Source organism: Tritonibacter aquimaris, assembly GCF_009617595.1.
GTDB classification, from domain to species: domain Bacteria; phylum Pseudomonadota; class Alphaproteobacteria; order Rhodobacterales; family Rhodobacteraceae; genus Epibacterium; species Epibacterium aquimaris.
Genome location: NZ_WIXK01000014.1, coordinates 1 through 22,867, shown reverse-complemented (window position 1 = coordinate 22,867; position 22,867 = coordinate 1). Strand labels below are relative to the sequence as shown.

The 22,867-nt window shown below is 56.5% G+C and carries 19 protein-coding genes; 15 read left to right on the top strand and 4 right to left on the bottom strand.

Annotated elements, in window-relative coordinates:
- Positions 1–35 precede the first annotated feature (35 nt).
- The 3 genes from GG681_RS16980 to GG681_RS16970 all read left to right on the top strand — a co-directional run bounded on the left by GG681_RS16980 (position 36) and on the right by GG681_RS16970 (position 3,588).
- Positions 36–566: a gamma-glutamylcyclotransferase gene (locus tag GG681_RS16980; RefSeq protein ID WP_153549234.1), complete on the top strand. Its 531-nt coding sequence runs from the start codon at positions 36–38 to the stop codon at positions 564–566.
- 79 nt (positions 567–645) lie between these two features.
- On the top strand, positions 646–1,824 hold the full coding sequence (locus tag GG681_RS16975) for a biopolymer transporter ExbB (protein WP_153549233.1): 1,179 nt from the start codon (positions 646–648) through the stop codon (positions 1,822–1,824).
- Between the two features lie 3 nt (positions 1,825–1,827).
- Complete coding sequence (locus tag GG681_RS16970; protein ID WP_153549232.1) at positions 1,828–3,588, top strand: peptidoglycan -binding protein; 1,761 nt, start codon at positions 1,828–1,830, stop codon at positions 3,586–3,588.
- Between the two features lie 120 nt (positions 3,589–3,708).
- Here GG681_RS16970 and GG681_RS16965 read toward each other — a convergent pair whose 3' ends face one another.
- The 3 genes from GG681_RS16965 to gloB form a co-directional block, all read right to left on the bottom strand.
- On the bottom strand, positions 3,709–4,665 hold the full coding sequence (locus GG681_RS16965) for a M23 family metallopeptidase (protein ID WP_153549231.1): 957 nt from the start codon (positions 4,663–4,665) through the stop codon (positions 3,709–3,711).
- A 4-nt stretch (positions 4,666–4,669) separates the two neighbouring features.
- A complete protein-coding gene (gene clpA, locus GG681_RS16960; protein WP_328593434.1) occupies positions 4,670–7,000 on the bottom strand; it encodes an ATP-dependent Clp protease ATP-binding subunit ClpA in 2,331 nt (776 codons plus the stop codon).
- 178 nt (positions 7,001–7,178) lie between these two features.
- Entirely contained in the window at positions 7,179–7,952 is a 774-nt protein-coding gene (gene gloB / locus GG681_RS16955; RefSeq protein ID WP_153549229.1) for a hydroxyacylglutathione hydrolase, read from the bottom strand.
- A 55-nt stretch (positions 7,953–8,007) separates the two neighbouring features.
- Between gloB and GG681_RS16950 the strand changes: the two genes are divergently transcribed.
- The 10 genes from GG681_RS16950 (at position 8,008) to GG681_RS16905 (ending at position 18,769) form a co-directional block, all read left to right on the top strand.
- Positions 8,008–8,769 (top strand): class I SAM-dependent methyltransferase, encoded by a 762-nt coding sequence (locus tag GG681_RS16950; RefSeq protein WP_153549228.1) that lies wholly within the window; start codon positions 8,008–8,010, stop codon positions 8,767–8,769.
- Between the two features lie 373 nt (positions 8,770–9,142).
- Positions 9,143–9,703, top strand: a complete 561-nt coding sequence (locus tag GG681_RS16945) for a F0F1 ATP synthase subunit delta (protein WP_328593433.1) — start codon at positions 9,143–9,145, stop codon at positions 9,701–9,703.
- Positions 9,704–11,245 carry a F0F1 ATP synthase subunit alpha gene (gene atpA, locus GG681_RS16940; RefSeq protein WP_153549226.1) on the top strand — a complete coding sequence of 514 codons (1,542 nt, stop codon included), beginning with the start codon at positions 9,704–9,706 and terminating at the stop codon, positions 11,243–11,245.
- Between the two features lie 14 nt (positions 11,246–11,259).
- The gene (locus GG681_RS16935) at positions 11,260–12,138 is read left to right on the top strand and encodes a F0F1 ATP synthase subunit gamma (RefSeq protein WP_153549225.1); all 879 of its coding nucleotides are present in this window, start codon (positions 11,260–11,262) and stop codon (positions 12,136–12,138) included.
- A gap of 21 nt (positions 12,139–12,159) precedes the next feature.
- On the top strand, positions 12,160–13,584 hold the full coding sequence (atpD, locus tag GG681_RS16930; protein ID WP_153549224.1) for a F0F1 ATP synthase subunit beta: 1,425 nt from the start codon (positions 12,160–12,162) through the stop codon (positions 13,582–13,584).
- Positions 13,585–13,595: 11 nt separating this feature from the next.
- The gene (locus GG681_RS16925; protein ID WP_153549223.1) at positions 13,596–14,006 is read left to right on the top strand and encodes a F0F1 ATP synthase subunit epsilon; all 411 of its coding nucleotides are present in this window, start codon (positions 13,596–13,598) and stop codon (positions 14,004–14,006) included.
- A gap of 215 nt (positions 14,007–14,221) precedes the next feature.
- Positions 14,222–15,712 (top strand): histidine--tRNA ligase, encoded by a 1,491-nt coding sequence (hisS, locus tag GG681_RS16920; protein WP_153549222.1) that lies wholly within the window; start codon positions 14,222–14,224, stop codon positions 15,710–15,712.
- 2 nt (positions 15,713–15,714) lie between these two features.
- Positions 15,715–16,806, top strand: a complete 1,092-nt coding sequence (locus GG681_RS16915) for an ATP phosphoribosyltransferase regulatory subunit (protein WP_153549221.1) — start codon at positions 15,715–15,717, stop codon at positions 16,804–16,806.
- Positions 16,803–17,495, top strand: a complete 693-nt coding sequence (gene hisG, locus GG681_RS16910; RefSeq protein ID WP_153549220.1) for an ATP phosphoribosyltransferase — start codon at positions 16,803–16,805, stop codon at positions 17,493–17,495. Before GG681_RS16915 ends, hisG begins: the two co-directional genes overlap by 4 nt.
- A 128-nt stretch (positions 17,496–17,623) precedes the next feature.
- Positions 17,624–18,769 (top strand): cystathionine gamma-lyase, encoded by a 1,146-nt coding sequence (locus GG681_RS16905; protein WP_235900054.1) that lies wholly within the window; start codon positions 17,624–17,626, stop codon positions 18,767–18,769.
- Positions 18,770–18,779: 10 nt separating this feature from the next.
- Here GG681_RS16905 and GG681_RS16900 read toward each other — a convergent pair whose 3' ends face one another.
- A complete protein-coding gene (locus GG681_RS16900) occupies positions 18,780–19,211 on the bottom strand; it encodes a DUF1489 family protein (RefSeq protein WP_328593432.1) in 432 nt (143 codons plus the stop codon).
- A 185-nt stretch (positions 19,212–19,396) separates the two neighbouring features.
- On the opposite strand from GG681_RS16900, the gene GG681_RS16895 reads away from it, so the two are divergent.
- Both GG681_RS16895 and GG681_RS16890 read left to right on the top strand, forming a co-directional pair.
- A complete protein-coding gene (locus GG681_RS16895; RefSeq protein WP_153549218.1) occupies positions 19,397–21,682 on the top strand; it encodes an adenosylcobalamin-dependent ribonucleoside-diphosphate reductase in 2,286 nt (761 codons plus the stop codon).
- A gap of 225 nt (positions 21,683–21,907) precedes the next feature.
- Entirely contained in the window at positions 21,908–22,687 is a 780-nt protein-coding gene (locus GG681_RS16890) for a DDE-type integrase/transposase/recombinase (RefSeq protein WP_153549217.1), read from the top strand.
- Positions 22,688–22,867 lie beyond the last annotated feature (180 nt).

Below are 22,867 nucleotides of genomic sequence, written 5' to 3'. Positions count from 1 at the left end.
CTGTTTATAAGCTGGTCGCAAAAAGGACCAGCAAGATGACAATGTGGGTGTTTGGATATGGATCGCTGCTGTGGAACCCCGGGTTCCCAGTTGCGCGGCGTGAGGCAGCGACGCTAGCGGGCTATCACCGTTCGTTTTGCATGTGGTCGATCCACCATCGGGGCAGCGAGGAAAAACCGGGTCTGGTTTTGGCACTGGACGCGGCCGATGACGCGGAATGCACCGGTATGGCACTTTCGGTTGAGGCTGGCCACGAAGAGGCAACGCTCGCAGCTTTGCGTGAGCGCGAGCTGATTTCATCTGCCTATGTGGAACGTGATCTTGAAGTGACACTCGCCAGCGGTGAACGTGTGACTGCGGTGACCTATGTGATTGATCCCCAGCACGAACAATATTGCGGTGGGCTCAGCCTTGAGCGGCAGGCCAATGTGATCGCCCATGCGGTGGGCGGACGGGGGCCAAATCCCGAGTATCTGTACAATACTGCCGAGCATCTGGCTGAGATCGGTTTGGAAGATCACGATTTGAACTGGCTGGCCCAACGGGTGCGTGAATTGAGCGTATAAACGCTTGGCAGTTCTGGCACTTTCCTTATAGGCTACCCGTTGAGCGCGAGCAGAAATTAGGTGTCAGGAGCCGACCAAGATGGCGCAAACAGGGCGCGAGGCCAGACCGCAGTTTTCCCAACCCGTCCGACAGGTGATCATGATGTTGATCGCGCTTGGGCTTTCCGGATTTGGCGCCTTTGTGGCGTTGCCGCGGGTGTTGCCGGTGTTTCAGGCCAATCCTTGGCTGAACGGGTTTATCCTGTTTGTCTTTGTTATCGGGGTGCTTGCGTGTTTCTGGCAGGTGGGACAGCTGATTGGGTCTGTGCGTTGGATTGAACGTTTTGCCAGCGGCGAGACATATGATGATGATCGCACGCCGTCGATGTTGGCCCCCTTGGCATCTTTGTTGCGCTCACGTGGAGCGCGAATGCAGCTGGGGTCTTCCTCAACACGCTCCATTCTGGACTCAGTGGCAACTCGGATCGACGAAGAGCGTGATGTTACACGCTATATCGTCAACCTGCTGATTTTCCTGGGGCTTTTGGGAACCTTCTATGGGTTGGCCACCACAGTTCCTGCTGTTGTGGACACCATTCGCAGCCTTGCGCCGCAGGAAGGCGAAGAAGGGCTCGCCGTCTTTAATCGTTTGATGAGCGGGCTTGAAAGCCAGCTTGGCGGTATGGGCGTGGCCTTCGCTTCATCGCTTCTGGGCTTGGCGGGATCTTTGATTGTTGGGTTGCTTGAGCTTTTTGCAGGGCACGGCCAGAACCGGTTTTACCGCGAACTGGAAGAGTGGTTATCGTCGTTTACCCGCGTGAGCCTGTCGTCGGAAGATTCGACCGGCGAAGGTGGCGCGGTCAGTCAGGTTCTAGATACCATGGCTGAGCAAATGGACGCGCTACAGGCGATGTTCATGGATACGGCCCAGTCGCGCGCTGAGGTGGATCGCAAGATGGATGCGCTTATCGAAGTGATTTCCCAGATGAATGCGCGCCAAGACCGCACCGAATCTTTGTCTGCCTCGATCGAACGGATCGCCGTGGGGCAAGAGGCACTGGTCGAAATCATGCGCGCACAGGGCGATGTGGGCATTGACGCCGAAAGCCGGATGCGGCTGCGCTCGATTGATGTGCAGATGCTGCGCATCCTCGAGGAGATTTCGGCAGGGCGCCAAGAGAGCCTTGCTGAACTGCGCAAAGATATCGACCTGATGATCAAGGCCTTTGCCCACCCACCTCGGGTGAACACAACACGGCCACCGCAGGAAGGGGCCTGATCCATGGCTCTGTCTCGGCGCACGGGTCAGCGATTTCAGGCTTCGATCTGGCCGGGGTTTGTGGATGCAATGACTGGCTTGTTGCTGGTTTTGATGTTTGTTCTGACCATTTTTATGATGGTGCAATTTGTGTTGCGCGAAACTATTTCCGGTCAAGAAAGCGAACTGGATGACCTTGCAGGCGAAGTTGGGGCACTGGCTGCCGCGCTTGGACTGGAAGAGCGTAAAAGCACCGGTTTAGAAACGCGTCTTGGTGCGCTGAACACAACATTGTCCTCCACCCGGTCTGAGCTGAATGCGCGTAATCGGGCGTTGGCGGAACTGACAGCGCAGCAGGATCTGACCGCGTCTGAATTGGAAATTGCCCAAAGCCGGATCTCGGGCTTTGAGGCGCAGGTGGCGGCGTTGATCAGTAGCCGTGATGATGCGGAACGCCAGGTTTCGACCTTAACTGCGGAGCGCGCCGATCAAGACGCCCGAGAAGTGGAACTGCTGAGCCAGCAAGAGCGGCTCAACCTTGCACTGGCAACAGCACGTGGTGAAATAGACGCCCAAACAGAGGCTGCGCGACTGGATGCGGCCAAACGCGAAGCGCTGCAGGCTTTGGTAGCGGATCTGGAGCGCGAAGGATCTGAACGCACAAAGGATCTGGCTGCGCGTGACAGCGAGATTGCTGAGCTGAACACCCAGCTGAGCGACGAAGAAGCGGCGCGCCTAGAAGAGCAGGCCGCGCGTTTGGCTGAGGCTGCGGCGGCAAAAGCGTTGCAGGAGCGTTTACAGAATGCCGATGCGGAACTGACCGCAATGACATTGTCGCTTGAGGCGGAGCGCAAGGCTGCTGAGGACACTCTGACATTGCTGGCGGCGGCGCAGGCTGCTGAAAAAACATTGTCAGGTGATCTTTCCGAGGCATTGGAGCGATTGCGCTCGGCTGAGGCAGCAGCCTTGGATGCCACGGATGTGCAGGCTGCATTGCTGGCGCAAGCCAATGCTGCGCTTGCAAATGAAGAAGCTGTTTCCGCTGAGGCACAACGCGAAGCAGCGTTGCTCAATCAACAGGTTGCAGCCCTGCGTGGGCAGCTTGGTGGTCTGCAAGCGCTGCTTGATGATTTCAAGGATCGGGATGCGGCGCAATCCATTCAGTTGCAAAGCCTTGGCCAGGATCTGAACACTGCACTGGCGCGGGCGGCCTCGGAAGAGCGCAAGCGCCGTCTGTTGGAAGAAGAAGAGCGCAAGCGCGCCGAGGACGAAGCCGAGGCACTGGCGTTAAAGGCGGAGGCACTGGAGGCCGAAAGCGAAGATCTGGCGCGCTATCGCTCCGAGTTTTTTGGACGGCTGCGTGATCTGTTGGGCAATCAAGACGGGGTGCGCATTCAGGGCGACCGTTTTGTGTTTGCCTCCGAAGTATTGTTTGATCCAGGCAGCGCGGATCTGTCTGAGGCGGGCCGGGCCGAAGTGGCAAAGGTGGCAGGGATTTTGCAAAGCGTTGCAGCTGCGATCCCATCTGAGCTGAACTGGGTGATCCGCGTCGATGGGCATACTGACAATGATCCGCTGATCAACCACCCGAAGTTTGAAGATAACTGGGAGCTGAGCCAGGGGCGGGCGTTGTCGGTTGTACGGTATATGGTTGAAAACCTGGGCCTGCCGCCCGAGCGGCTTTCAGCCAATGGGTTCGGCGAATTCCAACCGGTGGACCCACGTGACACCGCTGAGGCGCGCGCGCAGAACCGCCGTATCGAGCTGAAATTTACCGAGCGTTGAGTGTTGGGTGCTGACTAGTGGGGCGCAAGGTCTAGGGGGAGAACTCCCGCCCAGTGCGCTGTGCCCCTTTGGGGCAGTGCACCGGTTGGGCGTGGCCTTGCTGCGCAAGGCGGTTTCACCTTAGTTCAAGGTGAGCTCTATCGTTTTGCTGTCGACCAGGACCCCGTCGCGGATGAGGCGGGCGGTGCCGTGGTAGATGCCCTGCGGCCAGTTTGGGGCCCGCAGACGTTTTCCTGCCGCGCGAAAGAGCTGGGCCTGATCTTTGTCTAAGATATCAGAATGGGCGATCACTTCCCCTTTGGGGCCGTGTATCTGTAGCTGCACCACATCATTTTTTTGTGCGCCATAGAGATAGCCCCAAACCACCATCGCAGGTGAGGTGGTGGTGAGATCTGCGCGGGTGGTGCCTGCACGAATTGCGTCATAGCTGGGGACGGCTTGGCTGAAACCAACGGAGATTAAGCCACCTGGCTCGTAGGGTAGAGAGGTGCTCCAAAGGCTCTGTTGTGCTGCGTCGCATGTGTTGAAAGTCGCTGCAAACGGATCCACCACTGCACCGTTGTGGCGGACGGACAGGTGAAGATGTGGAAACTGTGTTTTGCCGGACAGGCCGATTTCACCAAGGGCGGTGCCTGCCGCAATGGACTGGCCAACCGTAACCTGAACAGAGCCTTGTTTCAGGTGGCAATATTGGGTTTCCCAACCGTCAGAGTGTTGCAGCACCACGCCGTTGCCACAGTCACGCCCTTGTAGGTCAGTGCCGTTTTCGTATCGTAGATCGGCCATGTCATTGCGTAGCCCTGCGACGATGCCATCTGCGGCTGCGCGAACACTGACGCCCGCCATCATTGCAGCAAGCGAGGGCAGAGCGATATCAGTGCCCTTATGGCCATCATAGCTGAGAGCGTCGCAGCGGAAGTCTTTTGCGCCGGGGCCGGGGTCGTGATCCACATATTGCTGCAGATGGCAGGAGTGGTTGAGGACGCAATCCACCGGCCAATCCAACAAGGGCGCAGAAAAATCGCTCGCCCCCAGAGGGGAGGCGAGCGTTATGGCCAGAGCCAATGCGTATTTCATTGCGTTAGTCCGCAGTGAGCAGTGGGGGTTTTTTGCCAGAGATCCGAGGCTTTGCTGGGCCTTCAATGCGTAGGTCCAGTTTGCCATCCTTGACGCCAACCTTCACAAGGCCACCCTTGGTGAGCTTGCCAAAGAGCAATTCCTCGGCGAGGGGCTTTTTGATGTATTCCTGGATCACACGGCCCAGAGGACGCGCACCCATTTTCTCATCATAGCCTTTGTCAGCGAGCCATTCTGCAGCAGGGCGGGTAAGCTCAATCGAGACATTGCGATCCAGCAGCTGTGCTTCGAGCTGGAGCACGAATTTCTCAACAACCTGCAGGATCACCTCTTTTGGCAGCGCGCCAAAGGAAATCACCGCATCAAGACGGTTGCGGAATTCCGGTGTGAATGTGCGTTCGATTGCGGCGGTGTCTTCGCCTTCGCGACGGTCACGGCCAAAGCCCACTGCGGATTTGGCCATGTCGGACGCACCAGCATTGGACGTCATGATCAGCACAACATTGCGGAAGTTCACAGTGCGGCCGTTGTGATCGGTGAGCTGGCCATTATCCATGACCTGCAGCAGGATATTAAAGACGTCGGGGTGGGCCTTCTCGATCTCATCCAGCAACAACACACAGTGTGGGTGCTGATCAACGCCATCAGTCAGTAGGCCGCCCTGATCAAAGCCGACATAGCCAGGAGGCGCACCGATCAAGCGTGATACGGCGTGTTTTTCCATGTATTCGGACATGTCAAAGCGCAGCAGTTCAACACCAAGCTGATCAGCCAACTGTTTGGCGACCTCGGTTTTACCAACACCAGTGGGGCCCGCAAACAGGTAGTTCCCAATGGGTTTTTCCGGCTCTCGCAGGCCCGCACGTGCCAGTTTGATCGCACTTGAGAGCGCGTCAATCGCGTCGTTCTGGCCAAAGACAACCCGTTTCAGGGTTTTCTCCAGATCTTTCAGAACCTCGGCGTCGTCTTTGGAAACGCTTTTGGGTGGGATGCGGGCGATCTTGGCAACAACGGCCTCAACCTCTTTGACGCCGATGGTCTTGCGACGTTTGCTTTCCGCAACCAGATGCTGGGCAGCACCGGCTTCGTCGATCACATCAATGGCCTTGTCGGGCAGTTTGCGATCATTGATATAACGCGCGGCAAGCTCCACCGCGGATTTGATCGCATCTGCGGTGAATTTGATGCCGTGGTGGTCTTCGAAATAAGGTTTCAGCCCCTTTAGGATCGCAATCGAATCCTCGACCGAAGGCTCATTCACATCGATCTTCTGGAACCGGCGGCTGAGCGCGCGGTCTTTTTCGAAGTGCTGGCGGAACTCTTTGTACGTGGTGGAGCCCATGGTGCGCAGCTTGCCGCCCTGCAGAGCGGGTTTCAGCAGGTTTGAAGCATCCATTGCGCCGCCAGACGTCGCACCCGCACCAATAACGGTGTGGATTTCATCGATGAACAGAACCGCGTCAGGGTGATCTTCCAGCTCGGTGACCACTGCTTTGAGACGTTCTTCAAAATCACCACGGTAGCGTGTGCCCGCCAAAAGCGCGCCCATATCGAGCGAGTAGATGGTGGTTTCAGAGAGTACTTCAGGCACTTCGCCCTGTACGACCTTGCGCGCCAGGCCTTCGGCGATGGCGGTTTTACCAACGCCAGGATCACCCACCAAGAGCGGATTGTTCTTGCGACGGCGGCAGAGCACCTGAATGCAACGCTCAACCTCTTGGGAACGACCGATCAGGGGGTCAATATCACCATCGCGGGACTTGGCATTGAGATCGACGCAATATTTGGCAAGCGCGCTCTCTTTTTTCTCGCCGCCCTCTGCTTGTGGCTGCTGTTGTGAGGTCTCTTCATATTCTTCGGAGCCGCTTACAGTGCGGCTCTCGCCGAAGGCTGGATCTTTGGCCACGCCATGGGCGATGAAATTCACCGCGTCATAGCGGGTCATTTCCTGATCCTGCAGGAAATAGGCCGCGTCGCTTTCACGTTCGGCAAAGATCGCCACCAGCACATTGGCACCGGTGACCTCAGTGCGGCCAGAAGATTGCACATGAATCGCTGCACGCTGGATCACCCGTTGGAAAGCAGCCGTGGGCACGGCCTCAGAGCCTTCGACGCTGGTGACGAGATTTGACAATTCTTCATCGACAAACTCAAGCAGGGCGCTGCGCAATTCGCCAAGGTCGACGCTACAGGCCTGCATGACGCGGGCGGCGTCGGGCTCATCGGTCAGAGCCAGAAGCAGGTGTTCCAGCGTGGCAAATTCGTGACGTCGCTCATTCGCAAGCGCTAGCGCTGCGTGAATGGCCTGTTCAAGCGTGTTCGAGAATGAAGGCACGGGCGTGCTCCTCTGTCTTGGGTTGCTGAGCATACTGACAGGTATTTACCAATATGCCCTCATTCAACCTTGTCTCCATATTGTTAGAGTTTGGTTGATCCAGCGGCGGCTTCAAGAGGTTTCTCACTTTTTACGGTCACAAAACCTTTTGATTGCGTTTCACGCCCCCGAAAACGGGTCAAAAGTTATCCTTTCGTTGCCGAATCTCGGTAAACACGGCAAGCGCATCCTGGTCTTCCAAACCCAAGGCAATTTTGATCCCTGGCTGATCGGCTCTCAGAAACGGGTTGGTCGCGCGCTCCAATACCAGAGAAGATGGCACCGTTGGGCGACCAGATTCACGCGCGGCGTTGATATCTGCAACGCGTTCAATAAGAGCCGGATTGTCTGCTTCGATCGTCAGGGCGAATTTTGCATTTGCTTGGGTGTATTCATGCCCTGAATATACAATAGTGTCTTCTGGCAGACTGGCAAGAGCACAAAGACTGTCAAAAGCCTGTTTGGGCGTGCCTTCAAAAAGCCGCCCACAGCCAAGCGCCATGAGGCTATCAGCCGTAAAAACCGCTTTTGAGTGCGGGAAGTGGAATGCGATGTGGCCGATCGTGTGCCCCGAGACATCCATTACCCGGAGCTCTTCACCGAGAAGGCTGAGTGTTTCTCCATCATTAAGTGTCTGATCGAGCGGGGGCAGGCGATGCGCATCGTTTGCTGCGCCGTAGACCTGCGCGTTGTCGCGGTTTCGCAATGGCTCGACGGCATCAACGTGATCGTAGTGGTGATGGGTGATCAATATATAGTCGAGGGTCCAGCCGCGCGCAGAAAGCGCGGCTTCTATCGGGGCCGCTTCTGGAGCATCGACGAGCGCGGTTTCCCCGGTTTCGTCATTGTGCAACAAAAATGCGTAATTATCTGTGCGACAGGGAACGGTTAGGATTTCCAGGGGCATGGTCATTCGTCTCAAGATGGCTAAACTAGGGTCAGTTTGGCCAAAGGAGCGCGCGGCTGCAATGTATCTCGACGTTCAAGATCTGAGAAACTTCTACTATCGTAGCAAGCTCGGGCGTTTGGTGCAGGCGTCGATCCGTTCGCGCCTGCTGGAGCTATGGCCAGACGCGCACGGAGAAACCGTTGCCGGGTTTGGGTTTGCGGCTCCGCTGCTCAGACCTTACCTGGACCAGGCACGCCGGGTGGTGGCTTTGATGCCGGGACCGCAGGGAGTGATGCAATGGCCGGCGGGCCAGCCCAATGTATCGGTTTTGTGCGAAGAGGCGATGTGGCCGTTGGAAACAGGCCATGTGGACCGGCTGGTTGTGATGCATGCGCTGGAAACCTCGGAGCGCCCGCGTAAATTGTTGGAGGAATGCTGGCGTGTGCTTGGCCCTGGAGGGCGCGCGATGTTCATCGTGCCCAACCGCGCGGGGCTTTGGGTGCGTTCTGATCGCACGCCGTTTGGATTTGGCCGTCCTTATACGCTTGGGCAGCTCGAACATCAGCTGCGCAGTCATCAGTTTGAAGTTGAGACCCATGTATCTGCGCTGCATTTGCCGCCAAGCGAAAAGAGGTTCTGGCTGCGATCTGCGCAGATGATCGAGCGTTTCGGACAAAAATTGCCGACCGTGCTCGCAGGGGGGGTGTTTTTGGTCGAAGTGCGCAAGCAAGCCTATCCGCAGTCGGGAAGCCGGGTCAAATCGAGCAAGCCCAGTCGGATCCGGGTTTTGGAGGGGTTGTCGAATCCCTTGCCGGAACCAGCATGGACATGTGGGCGTTAGGACGCCGCTTCGCTGCAATCAGAAGGTGGTGCAGCAGCAAAAACTGATTCCCGGAATGCGAGAGAGGCGCAAATTCAGTGGTCTTCCATGCAAGAAAGACACATGTTAGCGACTGCAGTTCACGAAAAATGACGCTACGAAATGAGCTTTTTCACGAAACTAATTTGACGAAAACCTACAGATATCGCCTAACTCCTTGAAATTGCGTGAACGACCTCTCGGAAATAAGATGTTAAGGCAGTTGCTAGGTTGGTAACGCTCTGCTACATCCACGCTGATTTCGATGCCTCGCCGACCTCTGGAGGGGCTACCTCACGCCCCCGGACGCTGGTTTGCACCTGCCAACCGGGGCCTAAATATCGGAAGGGTGGACGTGTCCGAACCAGCTTCGATTTCCGCAGGTATTGCTGCGCGCTATGCCACTGCGATCTTTGAGATTGCAGAAGAGAGTAAGTCTCTCGACAGCCTTGAAACAAGCATCAACGATCTGGCCGACGCATTGGCCAGCAGCCCCGAGCTGTCTGAGCTGATCACATCCCCGGTCGTTTCCCGCGCCGAGCAGGGGGCAGCGATCATCGCTGTAGCAGACAAGATGGGTATTGAACCCACTGTTCGCAACACCCTGGCGCTGATGGCAGAAAAACGCCGTCTTTTTGTGCTGCCTGCGTTGATCGAAGCGCTGCGCGCGCGCCTCGCTGAGGCCCGCGGTGAAGTGACCGCAGAAGTGATCTCAGCCAAGGCGCTGACCAAGACCCAAAGCGAAAAGCTGGCCAAGACTTTGGCTGAGCGCGTGGGCAAAAAAGTTACCATTAACGCAAGCGTCGATGCAGGTATCATCGGCGGTCTCGTTGTCAAAGTGGGCTCGAAGATGGTCGATAGCTCGATCCGCTCCAAGCTCAACTCCCTACAGAATGCAATGAAAGAGGTCGGATAAATGGGTATCCAAGCTGCAGAGATTTCTGCGATCCTGAAAGACCAAATCAAGAATTTTGGTCAAGAAGCAGAGGTGGCCGAAATCGGTCGCGTGCTGTCCGTCGGTGACGGTATCGCACGTGTTCACGGTCTGGATAACGTCCAAGCCGGCGAAATGGTCGAATTCCCCGGTGGCATCATGGGCATGGCGCTGAACCTGGAAGCTGACAACGTTGGTGTTGTTATCTTCGGTTCTGACCGTGACATTAAAGAAGGTGACACCGTAAAGCGCACCAACTCCATCGTGGACGTTCCCTCGGGCGACGCCCTGCTGGGCCGCGTTGTTGACGCTCTGGGTAACCCGCTGGACGGCAAAGGCCCGATTGAGGGTGCCGAGCGTAAAGTTGCGGACGTTAAAGCGCCGGGCATCATCCCGCGTAAATCGGTTCACGAACCAATGGCAACCGGCCTGAAATCGGTTGACGCGATGATCCCGATCGGCCGTGGCCAGCGTGAGCTGATCATTGGTGACCGTCAGACCGGTAAAACTGCCGTTGCTCTGGACGCGATCCTGAACCAGAAAGTTTACAACGAAGCCGCTGGCGACGACGAGTACAAGAAACTGTACTGCGTATATGTTGCGGTTGGCCAGAAGCGCTCTACTGTTGCGCAGCTGGTGAAGAAGCTGGAAGAAACCGGCGCGATGGAATACTCCATCGTTGTTGCTGCAACCGCGTCCGACCCGGCGCCGATGCAGTTCCTGGCACCTTATGCCGCGACCGCAATGGCCGAAGCATTCCGCGACAACGGCCGTCACGCGCTGATCATCTATGATGATCTCTCCAAGCAAGCGGTTGCTTATCGTCAGATGTCCCTGCTGCTGCGTCGTCCGCCCGGACGTGAAGCTTATCCTGGTGACGTTTTCTATCTTCACTCCCGCCTGCTGGAGCGTTCGGCAAAGCTGAACGAAGATTTCGGTGCTGGCTCGCTGACCGCGCTGCCGATCATTGAAACCCAAGGTGGCGACGTTTCCGCGTTTATTCCGACCAACGTGATCTCGATCACCGACGGTCAGATCTTCCTGGAAACCGAACTGTTCTACCAAGGTATCCGTCCTGCTGTGAACACCGGTCTGTCGGTTTCACGTGTTGGCTCCTCGGCGCAGACCGATGCGATGTCTTCGGTTGCGGGTCCGGTTAAACTGTCGCTGGCTCAGTACCGTGAGATGGCTGCGTTTGCTCAGTTTGGTTCCGACCTTGACGCGGCAACCCAACAGCTGCTGAACCGTGGTGCCCGTCTGACCGAGCTGATGAAACAGCCGCAGTACGCACCGCTGACCAACGCTGAAATCGTCTGCGTGATCTTTGCTGGTACCAATGGCTACCTCGACAAGATCGACCTCAAAGAGGTTGGCCGTTTCGAAGCTGAATTGCTCACCTTCCTGCGCACCAAGAAGGCTGACTTCCTGAACTGGATCCAGACTGAGGATCCGAAGTTCAAGAAGGGTGAGCCCGTTGAAAAAATGAAGGCTGTTCTCGACGAATTCGCAGCTGACTTCGCATAAGGAGAGAGTAGGACATGCCTTCTCTCAAGGACCTTAAAAACCGGATCCAGAGTGTGAAAAACACTCGGAAGATCACAAAAGCCATGCAAATGGTGGCCGCGGCGAAACTTCGCCGCGCCCAGGAAGCTGCTGAAGACGCACGCCCCTATGCCAAGCGGTTCAATGCCGTAATGGCGGGGCTGGCGGCTTCGGTCGGCGGCAGCGATACCGCGCCCAAATTGATTGCGGGCACCGGCAGCGATCAGGTTCATCTCCTGGTCGTTCTGACGGCGGAACGCGGCCTCTGTGGCGGCTTCAACTCCAATATCGCGAAACTTGCCCGTCAAAAGGCAACTGAGCTTCAGGCTGCAGGCAAAACTGTGAAGGTTCTCACAGTTGGCAAAAAAGGCCGCGACGCTCTGAAACGCGAGTTTGAAGACCTGTTCGTTGGTCATGTGGACCTAGCTGGCCTTAAGTCGGTTGGGTACTCCAATGCGCAGGACATCGCCAAAGACGTGCTGACACGGTTTGACGAGGGTGAATTCGACGTTGCAACGGTCTTCTATGCGGAGTTCGTGAACGTTGTGACCCAGATCCCAACCGCGCAGCAGATCATCCCGGCTTCTTACGAAGCAAGCGGTGACGACGAAGGTCTGGCGGCCGAATATGACTACGAGCCCAGCGAAGAAGCCATTCTGGCTGACCTGCTGCCCCGTGGTGTGGCCACTCAGATTTTCTCTGCTCTGCTGGAGAACGGCGCCTCTGAACAGGGTGCCCGGATGAGTGCGATGGACAACGCAACCCGCAACGCGGGTGAAATGATCGATAAGCTGACCATCGAGTATAACCGCTCGCGTCAGGCTGTGATCACCAGCGAACTGATTGAAATCATTTCGGGCGCTGAGGCGCTCTAAGAGACAACCGGAGACCATAAAATGGCAAATGCAAAAGGTAAGGTGACCCAGATCATCGGCGCCGTTGTAGACGTCCAGTTCGACGACCAACTGCCCGCGATCCTGAACGCCATCACCACCGAAAACAACGGTAAGAAACTGGTTCTGGAAGTTGCCCAGCACCTTGGTGAAAACACCGTTCGTACCATCGCGATGGACGCGACCGAAGGTTTGGTTCGCGGTCAGGAAGTTGTAGACACCGGCGCGGCGATCACCATCCCCGTTGGTAACGCAACCCTGGGCCGTATCCTGAACGTTGTGGGTGAGCCCGTGGATGAAGGTGAACCGCTGAAGGTTACCGAGACCCGCGAAATTCACCAAGAAGCGCCTGAGTTTGCAGAACAGTCGACCGCGTCGGAAGTTCTGGTAACTGGCATCAAAGTGATCGACCTGCTGGCACCTTACTCTAAGGGTGGTAAAATTGGTCTGTTCGGCGGTGCGGGCGTTGGTAAAACCGTTCTGATCATGGAACTGATCAACAACATCGCAAAAGTGCACTCGGGTTACTCCGTGTTCGCGGGTGTTGGTGAGCGGACCCGTGAAGGGAACGACCTTTACCACGAGATGATCGAATCCAACGTTATCAAACCTGATAACCTGGAAGAATCTCAGGTTGCTCTGGTTTACGGCCAGATGAACGAGCCTCCCGGTGCGCGTGCACGTGTTGCTCTGACAGGTCTGACCCTGGCGGAACAGTTCCGTGACCAATCTGGTTCCGACGTTCTGTTCTTCGTCGACAACATCTTCCGCTTTACCCAGGCGGGTTCCGAGGTTTCGGCTCTGTTGGGTCGTATTCCTTCCGCGGTTGGCTACCAGCCAACACTCGCAACCGACATGGGTGCGATGCAGGAACGTATTACTTCAACCAAAAACGGCTCGATCACCTCGATCCAGGCTGTTTACGTTCCAGCGGATGACCTTACCGACCCTGCGCCTGCAACCACCTTTGCTCACTTGGACGCGACAACCGTTCTGAACCGTGCGATCTCTGAGCTGGGCATCTACCCGGCTGTTGACCCGCTCGATTCTTCGTCGCGCCTGATGGATCCGCAAATCGTTGGTGAAGAGCACTACAAAGTTGCGTCTGACGTTCAGCAGATCCTTCAGCGCTACAAGTCGCTGCAAGACATCATCGCGATCCTCGGCATGGACGAACTGTCAGAAGAAGACAAACTGACCGTTGCCCGCGCCCGTAAGATCCAGCGTTTCCTGTCGCAGCCGTTTGACGTTGCGAAAGTGTTCACCGGCTCTGACGGTGTTCAGGTTCAGCTGGAAGACACCATCTCGTCGTTCAAAGCGGTTGTTGCTGGCGAATACGACCACCTCCCCGAAGGCGCCTTCTACATGGTTGGCGGCATCGATGAAGTGCTCGCAAAAGCCGAAAAAATGGCTGCTGAAGCGGCCTAAGGAGTATCCCGATGGCTGACACCATGCAATTTAACCTCGTAAGCCCCGAGCGAAGCCTTGCTTCGCTCCCGGCGAGCGCGGTTGTGATCCCAGGCGCGGACGGTGACATGACGGCAATGCCGATGCATGCGCCGACCATCACCACACTGCGCCCGGGTCTCCTGAAGGTCGAAAGCCCGGAAGGAAACTCGGAATATGTGGTCACCGGCGGTTTTGCGGAAATCGGTGTAGAGGGCCTTTCGGTTCTCGCCGAGAAAGCCGTACCCACCAGTGAACTGACCCGCGAACAGCTGGACGCTTTCATTGAAGAAGCGCGTGCAGCCCACCAAGCAGCTGTTGATAATGAACAGCACGACCTGGTTAGCGATGCGGCCAAGCTCTTGGCGGATATGGAAGCCCTGGGCACCCATATTGGTCTGTAAGGGTTAGATCCCGATCAAGATTGAAACCGGCGCTCATTTGAGGGCCGGTTTTTTTGTGCGCTGCTGGGTTTTCCTCTGATTGGGGCAGGGGACACGCAAAAGATGTGCTTAATTTCGCCGCTGTTTTGATTTGGCACATTTGCGCGGCTTGCCGCTTGGCCGTGCATGGGCTATTCCGCCAGCCGTAACCTAATGACACCTGCGAGGAGGCCACTATGGCCAAAGCCAAGAAACAGCCCCGCCCCAAGGCGCAAACGCCCAAAGGGTTCCGTGACTATTTTGGTGAAGAGGTGAGCCAGCGCACAGAGATGTTGCAGGCCATCGCTGGTGTTTACCATCATTACGGATTTGACGCGCTTGAAAGCTCAGCTGTGGAAACAGTTGAAGCTTTGGGAAAATTTCTGCCGGATGTGGATCGCCCGAACGCGGGTGTCTTTGCCTGGCAGGAGGCGGATGAAGGCGACAAGGGCGATTGGATGGCCCTGCGTTATGATCTCACCGCCCCATTGGCGCGCGTCTATGCCCAATACCGCAATGATTTGCCATCGCCTTATCGCCGCTATGCCATGGGGCCGGTTTGGCGCAATGAAAAGCCTGGTCCGGGACGTTATCGCCAGTTCTACCAATGTGATGCGGACACCGTTGGCACCGCGTCGATGGCTGCGGACGCCGAGATCTGCATGATGCTGTCTGATACATTGGAAACCGTGGGGATCCCGCGCGGTGACTATCTGGTGCGCGTCAACAACCGCAAGGTTTTGAACGGTGTGCTAGAAGCCATGGGGCTGGCAGAAGATGACCCCAAACGTGACGATGTTTTGCGCACAATCGACAAATTCGACAAAGTGGGCGAGGCAGGCGTACGCGAGTTGCTGACCAAAGGACGTTTGGACGCGTCCGGCGCGTTCATTGATGGCGTTGGTCTTGGCGACACGCAGGCTGATCCTGTGATTGCCTTCCTCACATCCAAGGCGGATGATGTTGCAGGCACAATGTCAAATCTGCGCGCTGCGGTTGGTGACAGCAAAGTGGGCCAAGATGGCATCGCCGAGCTGGAACAAATCGGTGAGCTGCTCGCCGCATCTAAATACGGCGCGGATCGGGTGCTGATTGACCCCTCCATCGTCCGTGGCCTGGGCTATTACACCGGACCGGTTTTTGAAGCAGAACTCACCTTTGAGATCCTGGACGAAAAAGGGCGCAAGCGTCAGTTTGGCTCTGTGTCTGGAGGTGGGCGCTATGACGGGCTGGTGAAGCGCTTCACTGGTCAAGAAGTTCCTGCAGTTGGGGTGTCTATCGGGGTGGATCGTCTGCTTGCGGCGCTGCGCGAGAAGGGGCGTCTGTCGGCAACGCCAACAGGACCGGTTGTTGTGACAGTTATGGATCGTGACCGGATGGCGGATTATCAGGCCATGGTTTCGGAGCTGCGCAATGCGGGCATCCGTGCAGAGGTTTATCTGGGCAATCCCAAGAACTTTGGCAATCAGTTGAAATACGCCGATAAGCGCAATTCTCCCATTGCAGTGATCGAAGGTGGTGATGAGAAAGCGCAGGGGATCATCCAGATCAAGGATCTGATCCTGGGTGCTAAGATCGCTGAAAACGCCACTTTGGAAGAGTGGAAAGAACGCCCCAGCCAGTTCACCGTTGCCCGTGGTGATTTGGTCACGAAGGTGCGTGAAATTCTTGACAGTCAGGATCAGTAACCATGGCCAATCCTTCTGATATTCAGGCCCGCGCTCAGCGGTTGCGGATGAATTTTGAAGCCGCCGGTGCCCGTTTGGTCGAACCGCCGATCCTGCAATCTGCGGAAACGCTGCTGGATCTTTATGGCGAAGACATTCGGGCCCGTGCCTATGTAACTTCGGATGCTTTGCGCGGCGAACAGATGCTGCGCCCGGATTTCACCGTACCGGTGGTGGAAATGCATATGCGTCAGGGGGCGGAGCCCGCGCGCTATACCTACGCGGGTGAGGTTTTTCGCCGTCAGGAACATGACCCCGACCGTGCCAATGAATATATGCAGGTCGGCTATGAAGTGTTTGATCGCACAAACCCGGCTGCCGCTGATGCCGAGGTCTTTGCGCTGATTGCGATGCAGTTGCGCGATCTGCCTGTGCGGGCTGCCTGTGGTGACATTGGTATCCTGATGGCGGCAGTGCAGGGGTTGAAGACGTCTGATCTGCGCAAAGCCGCGTTGCTGCGCCACATTTGGCGGCCGCGCCGGTTCAAATCACTGCTTGACCAATTTGCTGGTCGCGCGGAGCTGAGCGAACATCGCCGGTCATTGCTCACCACCCAGGGGTCGTTGTCTGCATCGGCTCCAGAAATTGGTAAACGCCGCGCAGTGGATGTGGATCAACGGGTAGATGCGCTGCGCGCGGATGCGGATGTTGCGCCGATTTCGGAAAACGAAATCCTCGCGCTGGAAACCCTTCTGTCTGTACGTGAAACCATCCCGTTTGCGGTGGAGCAGCTGCGCGATGTTGCTGTGGATCTGCCACAGATTTTACCGGCTCTGGATTTGCTTGATCAGCGGGTCTCGGCACTACGCGCCCGGGGCATTGATGTGGATATGCTGGATTTTGAGGCCTCCTACGGGCGTACCTCTATGGAATATTATGATGGCTTTGTCTTTGGCTTTTACGCAAGCCAGCGTCCTGATCTTCCGGCCGTAGCCACGGGTGGGCGTTATGATGCATTGACCCGTCATCTGGGGCAGGGGACAGAAATCCCCGCCGTGGGGGGCGTGCTGCGCCCTGATCTGATCCTCACTCTGGAAGCGGAGGCCCAATCATGAGCTTGAAACTGGGTGTGCCCTCCAAAGGGCGGTTGATGGATAAGACCTTTGACTGGTTCGCAAAACGTGGGTTGACCCTGTCTCGTACTGGATCTGATCGCGAATATGCGGGTCGGGTTGATGGTATCGACGGTGTTGAACTTGTGCTGCTATCCGCTGGTGAAATTCCGCGCGAGTTGGCCGAAGGCCGCATTCACCTTGGGGTGACCGGTACTGATCTTATTCAGGAAAAACTTCCGCGTTGGGAGCAACAGCTCGAAGAGCTGGAGCCGCTGGGCTTTGGACATGCGGATCTTATTCTGGCGGTGCCGCTGTTTTGGATCGATGTGGAAACACTGGATGATCTGGATGCGGTGGCGGCGGGGTTCCGGGCCAAACATGGCCACCGTCTGCGCATTGCCACCAAATATCACCGGCTTGTGCGTGAGTTCCTGACAGACGCGGGCGTTGCGGATTACCAGCTGGTCGACAGCCAGGGGGCAACCGAAGGCACGGTGAAAAATGAAACCGCCGAGATGATTGCCGATATCACCTCAACCGGTGAAACTCTGCGGGCCAATCACCTGAAGATTCTTGGCGATGGTCTGGTGCTGAAATCTCAGGCTACCCTTTGGCGCAGCCGTGTTGCCAAATACTCAGCTGAGGAAAAAGCAACACTGAACCAGCTGCGAGATTTGCTGCAAGGCTGATCTCAATCTGCCAAAGTATTGGGCGTATCTTAATATGTGATCAGGGGCGGAAGCGTTTGCGTTCAAGCTCTTGCGCTGCGACCGTGCTCCCCCCTATCGTATGTTTCTAATTCAAAAGGAGAGCGTTGATGGCCGATACATCTGATAAAGGGTCTGCAATGATGGGTTCAAGCCTGGCCAGCGGTGCTTTGCTACACAAGCGGGGCCAGAGCCTCGAAAAAGGCGCGCCTATTGCGCCGCCTATTACCTCGGCTTCGATGTTTCATCTGCCCGGTGATCCTGATGGTTCTTATCACTATGGCCGCGCGGGCAACCCCAGCTGGAGTTGTACTGAGGCGATGATCGGCGCCTTGGAAGATGCGCCTGCGCTGCTGTTTCCGTCGGGCATGGCCGCGATTTCTGCGGCGCTGTTTGCAACGCTACGGGCCGGTGCGCGTCTGCTGTTGCCTTCAGATGGCTATTACACCACCCGGTTGTTGGCTGAACGGTTCCTTGAACCACTTGGGGTGACTTTTGTGGAACGGCCCACCGCGCAGTTCTGCGAAGGGGGATTTGAAGGATTTGATGTGGTGTTTGTAGAGACGCCGTCAAACCCCGGCCTCGACATGACGGATCTGCGCGCGGTTGCAACGCAGGTGCGCGCAGCTGGCGGCATCACTATTGCCGACAACACCACGCTCACTCCGCTGGGCCAGCGGCCGCTGGATCTTGGCATTGATATTGTGGTTTCGTCTGACACCAAAGCGCTTGGTGGGCATTCGGATCTTCTGGCAGGCCATGTCGCCAGCCGCAATTCGGACCTGATGCAGCGGGTGGAAGACTGGCGCAAGCTGTCTGGCTCTATCGCCGGGGCGCATACCGCTTGGTTGCTGCACCGCGGGATGGAAACGCTGGAAGTGCGCTATGACCGCATGTGCAACAATGCAGAGGTGATTGCAGCGCGCCTGGCTGAGCATTCAGCGGTAAACCAGGTGCGTTTTCCGGGGCTCGCAACTGATCCAGCGCATGAGATCGCCCGCACGCAATGCGCGCGTTTTGGTTTTTTGATCGGGGTAACACTGTCTGATGCGGAACGCGCTGAGCAGTTCATCAACAGCTGTACCTTGCTGCGTCCGGCCACCTCATTTGGTGGTGTGCACAGCTCGGCCGAACGCCGCGCCCGTTGGGGCGACGCGGTTGAGCCGGGTTTTGTACGTATTGCGGTTGGTGTGGAGCCCGTTGAAGAGCTCTGGGCGGCCTTTGACACCGCCCTTAACGAGACACTGACATCCTGAGCCGCACGGCCTAGATGACACCAATTTCTGCCAGGGCCTGCGACAGCTCTGGCGGCAGTGCCTCTTCTTCGCGCCGCGCACCGCTGAGATCGGCAGGCGTGTCCTCAACCTTAAGATAGCGCCAGCCCTGAAACGGTCGTTTCTGCGCAGTCTGGGTTAAGTGAATTTCCGGCTCCAGCACAATAGCGCAGCGGCGGATCTCATCTTCGCCCATCACTTCTTCGAGCCGCAAGATGCGTTGACGGCATTGAATTTGGCCTTTGATGACCCAATAGATTGAACCACCATTCAGCAGCTCTTTTTCACGTTTGGGCCACATGCGGGTAATATGGCGGGGAAGACCATCAGGCCAACGCGCAGCATGTTGCGCCTGCCACACGGTTAAAGTCTCCACGCTTTCGCTGCCCACCGACAGTTTCACCAGATTGACGGTCTTATCCACAGCTTCCCCACAGAGTCGTCCCAAATAAAGCCCTTATATTGTAGGTCGCGATTTGGTGGGGGCAAGGTCTTGTGGTATGCTTGTCGGTAAAATCCTGCTGACCATTTTTTTCCCGTTGAGATCCTGACGTACACTGTAGTATCGACCCTGTCTCTTCTTGGCACCCGATTCATAGGAACCTCTGCATGACCCGCTTTGCTGCCCCCATCGCTGAACAGATCTGGGATATGAAATATCGCTTCAAAGAGGCGGATGGCACGCCGATTGATTTGACGGTGGAAGACAGCTGGCGTCGCATCGCCCGTGATCTGGCACGGGTTGAAAGCAACTCCGAAGCCTGGGAAAAGACGTTTTATACTGCCTTGGAAGATTTCAAATACCTTCCCGCAGGTCGGATCACCGCAGGGGCAGGTACCGCGCGTCAGGTGACGCTGTTTAACTGTTTTGTCATGGGCACGGTGCCAGACAGCATGGGCGGAATTTTCGACATGTTGAAAGAAGCTGCTCTGACCATGCAGCAGGGCGGTGGCATCGGTTATGATTTTTCGACCATTCGCCCACGTGGTGCCGATGTCAAAGGCGTGGCTGCGGATGCGTCGGGCCCCTTGTCGTTTATGGATGTCTGGGACGCGATGTGCCGCACCATTATGTCGGCAGGCTCGCGCCGGGGCGCTATGATGGCGACCATGCGCTGCGATCACCCGGACATTGAGGCCTTTATCACCGCAAAATCTGATCCGGCCCGTTTGCGGATGTTCAATATGTCGGTGCTGGTCACCGATCCGTTTATGGAAGCGGTCAAGGCCGACGGCCCCTGGGAGCTGGTGTTTGGCGACAAGGTCTATCACACGGTGCAGGCGCGTGATCTTTGGAACAAGATCATGCAGGCCACCTATGATTATGCGGAACCCGGCGTGATTTTTATCGACCGGATCAACAAAGCCAATAACCTGAACTACATTGAGGATATCTGCGCAACCAACCCCTGCGGTGAACAGCCTTTGCCGCCCTACGGCGCATGTCTTCTAGGCTCTATCAATCTGGCGCGGTTGGTTGCACGCCCGTTTGAGGCAGATGCAGAGCTCGATCCAGAGGCGATGCAGAAGCTGGTCGCCACCGCAGTTCGCATGATGGACAATGTGGTTGATGTCTCAAAATTCCCGCTTGAGGCACAGGCGCAGGAAGCGCAGGCAAAACGCCGCATCGGGCTTGGAGTTACCGGGCTTGCGGATGCTTTGCTGATGCTTGGGTTGAAATATGGAACGGACGAAGCAGCGCGTCAGACCGAGCGCTGGTTGCATGCTATCGCGCGCGCCGCCTATCTGGCGTCGGTGGATTTGGCGAAGGAAAAAGGCGTGTTCCCTTTGTTTGACGCCGAGAAATTCCTAGCGTCCGGTAATATGATGAACATGGACGATGACGTGCGTGATGCGATCCGTGAACACGGTATTCGCAACGCGTTGCTTACCTCGATTGCGCCCACCGGCACCATCAGCCTTTATGCAGGAAATGTTTCATCCGGGATCGAACCAGTCTTCGCCTATGCCTATACGCGCAAGGTGCTGCAAAAGGATGGCAGCCGGACTGAGGAAGAAGTGGCGGATTACGCGGTCAAAATGTATCGTGAGAAATTCGGTGAAGATGCAGAATTGCCAGAGTATTTTGTCAACGCGCAGACGCTGTCTCCAGCGGCGCATGTCAAAATGCAGGCCGCAGCGCAGAAATGGATCGACAGCTCGATTTCCAAAACCATCAACTGCCCCGAAGACATTTCCTTTGATGATTTCAAAGGCGTTTACATGCAGGCGTGGGATCAGGGCTGTAAGGGCTGCACTACATACCGTCCCAATGATGTGACCGGATCGGTTCTGTCGGTTTCGGAAAGCTCGGAAAAGGCACCAGGCGAGGGGGCAGAGGCACCCCAATCTGATGAGAGCGCAGAAGTGGTTTACATGTCTGAACCGCTGGATCGTCCGCAGTCGCTGGAGGGGTCGACCTACAAGCTGAAGTGGCCAGATTCCGAACATGCGATCTATCTGACCATCAACGACATCATCATTGGCGGTCATCGGCGCCCGTTTGAAGTGTTCATCAACTCCAAAAACATGGAGCATTACGCCTGGACGCTGGCGCTGACGCGGATGATTTCGGCGGTGTTCCGTCGTGGCGGCGATGTGTCGTTTGTTGTTGAAGAGCTGAAAGCGGTGTTTGACCCGCGCGGCGGAGCCTGGGTGAAGGGCAAGTATATTCCTTCTATCCTGGCGGCTATTGGCGGTGTGATTGAAACCCATATGGTCAAAATCGGCTTTATCGAAGGTGAGGGCATGGGGTTGAAAACGGATCCGCAGGCACAGGTCGTGAACCTAGACGCGCCACGCGGTAAAGCCTGCCCAGCTTGTGGTGAATTTACCTTGCAGATGGTCGAAGGCTGTATGACCTGCACCAGTTGCGGTCATTCCAAATGTGGCTGATGTAGCGGCGGGGTGTTGTTCTTACAGCATAACAGTGCCCGTTTTGGGCATAAGCGTGCCAATTGACTGTCAAGGCGTTTCTTGAGTTTAGGGCTGGGTTGGATTTGCCCGGCCCTGTTCTTTTGTGCTTTGAGAAAGCTGGATACTTCGCCGTGATCGACAAAAAGCGCCGCGTATCCAGTATGTTGCGCTGAATAACCCAGGTGCGCAAACCTGCCCGTCTGTATGGCACGAATGATCGGTGCGGGGCTGATTTTCAGCCTTTGTGCTGATTTGGAGATGTGCACCCAGGGCGCATCTACGTGCTTGAGGCTGCGCGCATGCTCAAAGACAGATGCTAAGAACGTCGCGCCGTTTTCTGGATCCCAGATGGTTTTGGCGTCGGCGTTGGGCAAACATGGGCGTAAGCGAAAAGCTGTGGTGCATTTGATGGAGGCTCATCAGGTCAGCCAACGGCGGGCGTGTAAAGTGCTGCAAATCGATCGGTCTTCGGCGCGATACCTGTCGCTCCGTGGTGATGATGCCGAGCTAAGGGATGCCATCAAGCGCGTTTCGAGGGAACGGCGGCGGTTTGGTTGCCGCCGTGTCCAAGTGATGGTCACGCGGGAAGGTTTTGCTGTGAACCATAAGAAGGTGAGGCGGATTTATATCGAAGAGACGCTGCAAGTACCGCACAGGGGCGGCAGGAAACGCGCCTTAGGCACGAGAAAGCCGATGGTGGTCCCGGATGGCCCAAACCAACGCTGGAGCTTAAATTTTGTGTCAGACGCACTGGCAGACGCACGTCGTTTCCGCATCTTGGCGGTTGTCGATGACTTCAACCGCGAGGACCTTGTACTGGTTGCGGATACATCATTGTCGGGCCAACCGGTTGCGCGTGAGCTGGACCGCAGCATCTCTGAGCGTGGCATGCCGAAGACGATTGTCTCGGATAATTGTACCGAGTTCGCGAGCATGGCAATTCTGAAGTGGGTGCAGGATACATGCATCGATTGGCACTACTGAGCTACTCCCCAATGTTTGGACAAGATCCGGCGTAACTTAAGCTACTCTCTGCTCCTGCTGATCGGGTTGGGTTTTGTCTTTCTCAGCCAATAGACCACGGCCCGAGGTCTGCCGCCAAGGGCGGATTGGGGGCGTTTGCGGTTGTAGAACTCGATCCACTTGCCAACACGGGCTTTCACC

Bases quoted from the DNA above. Each gene is read 5' to 3' on its own strand.
- GG681_RS16980 (WP_153549234.1), top strand. From the start codon at position 36: ATGACAATGTGGGTGTTTGGATATGGATCGCTGCTGTGGAACCCCGGG.
- GG681_RS16975 (WP_153549233.1), top strand. From the start codon at position 646: ATGGCGCAAACAGGGCGCGAGGCCAGACCGCAGTTTTCCCAACCCGTC.
- GG681_RS16970 (WP_153549232.1), top strand. From the start codon at position 1,828: ATGGCTCTGTCTCGGCGCACGGGTCAGCGATTTCAGGCTTCGATCTGG.
- GG681_RS16965 (WP_153549231.1), bottom strand. From the start codon at position 4,665: ATGAAATACGCATTGGCTCTGGCCATAACGCTCGCCTCCCCTCTGGGG.
- gloB (WP_153549229.1), bottom strand. From the start codon at position 7,952: ATGACCATGCCCCTGGAAATCCTAACCGTTCCCTGTCGCACAGATAAT.
- GG681_RS16950 (WP_153549228.1), top strand. From the start codon at position 8,008: ATGTATCTCGACGTTCAAGATCTGAGAAACTTCTACTATCGTAGCAAG.
- atpA (WP_153549226.1), top strand. From the start codon at position 9,704: ATGGGTATCCAAGCTGCAGAGATTTCTGCGATCCTGAAAGACCAAATC.
- GG681_RS16935 (WP_153549225.1), top strand. From the start codon at position 11,260: ATGCCTTCTCTCAAGGACCTTAAAAACCGGATCCAGAGTGTGAAAAAC.
- atpD (WP_153549224.1), top strand. From the start codon at position 12,160: ATGGCAAATGCAAAAGGTAAGGTGACCCAGATCATCGGCGCCGTTGTA.
- GG681_RS16925 (WP_153549223.1), top strand. From the start codon at position 13,596: ATGGCTGACACCATGCAATTTAACCTCGTAAGCCCCGAGCGAAGCCTT.
- hisS (WP_153549222.1), top strand. From the start codon at position 14,222: ATGGCCAAAGCCAAGAAACAGCCCCGCCCCAAGGCGCAAACGCCCAAA.
- GG681_RS16915 (WP_153549221.1), top strand. From the start codon at position 15,715: ATGGCCAATCCTTCTGATATTCAGGCCCGCGCTCAGCGGTTGCGGATG.
- hisG (WP_153549220.1), top strand. From the start codon at position 16,803: ATGAGCTTGAAACTGGGTGTGCCCTCCAAAGGGCGGTTGATGGATAAG.
- GG681_RS16905 (WP_235900054.1), top strand. From the start codon at position 17,624: ATGGCCGATACATCTGATAAAGGGTCTGCAATGATGGGTTCAAGCCTG.
- GG681_RS16895 (WP_153549218.1), top strand. From the start codon at position 19,397: ATGACCCGCTTTGCTGCCCCCATCGCTGAACAGATCTGGGATATGAAA.
- GG681_RS16890 (WP_153549217.1), top strand. From the start codon at position 21,908: ATGGCACGAATGATCGGTGCGGGGCTGATTTTCAGCCTTTGTGCTGAT.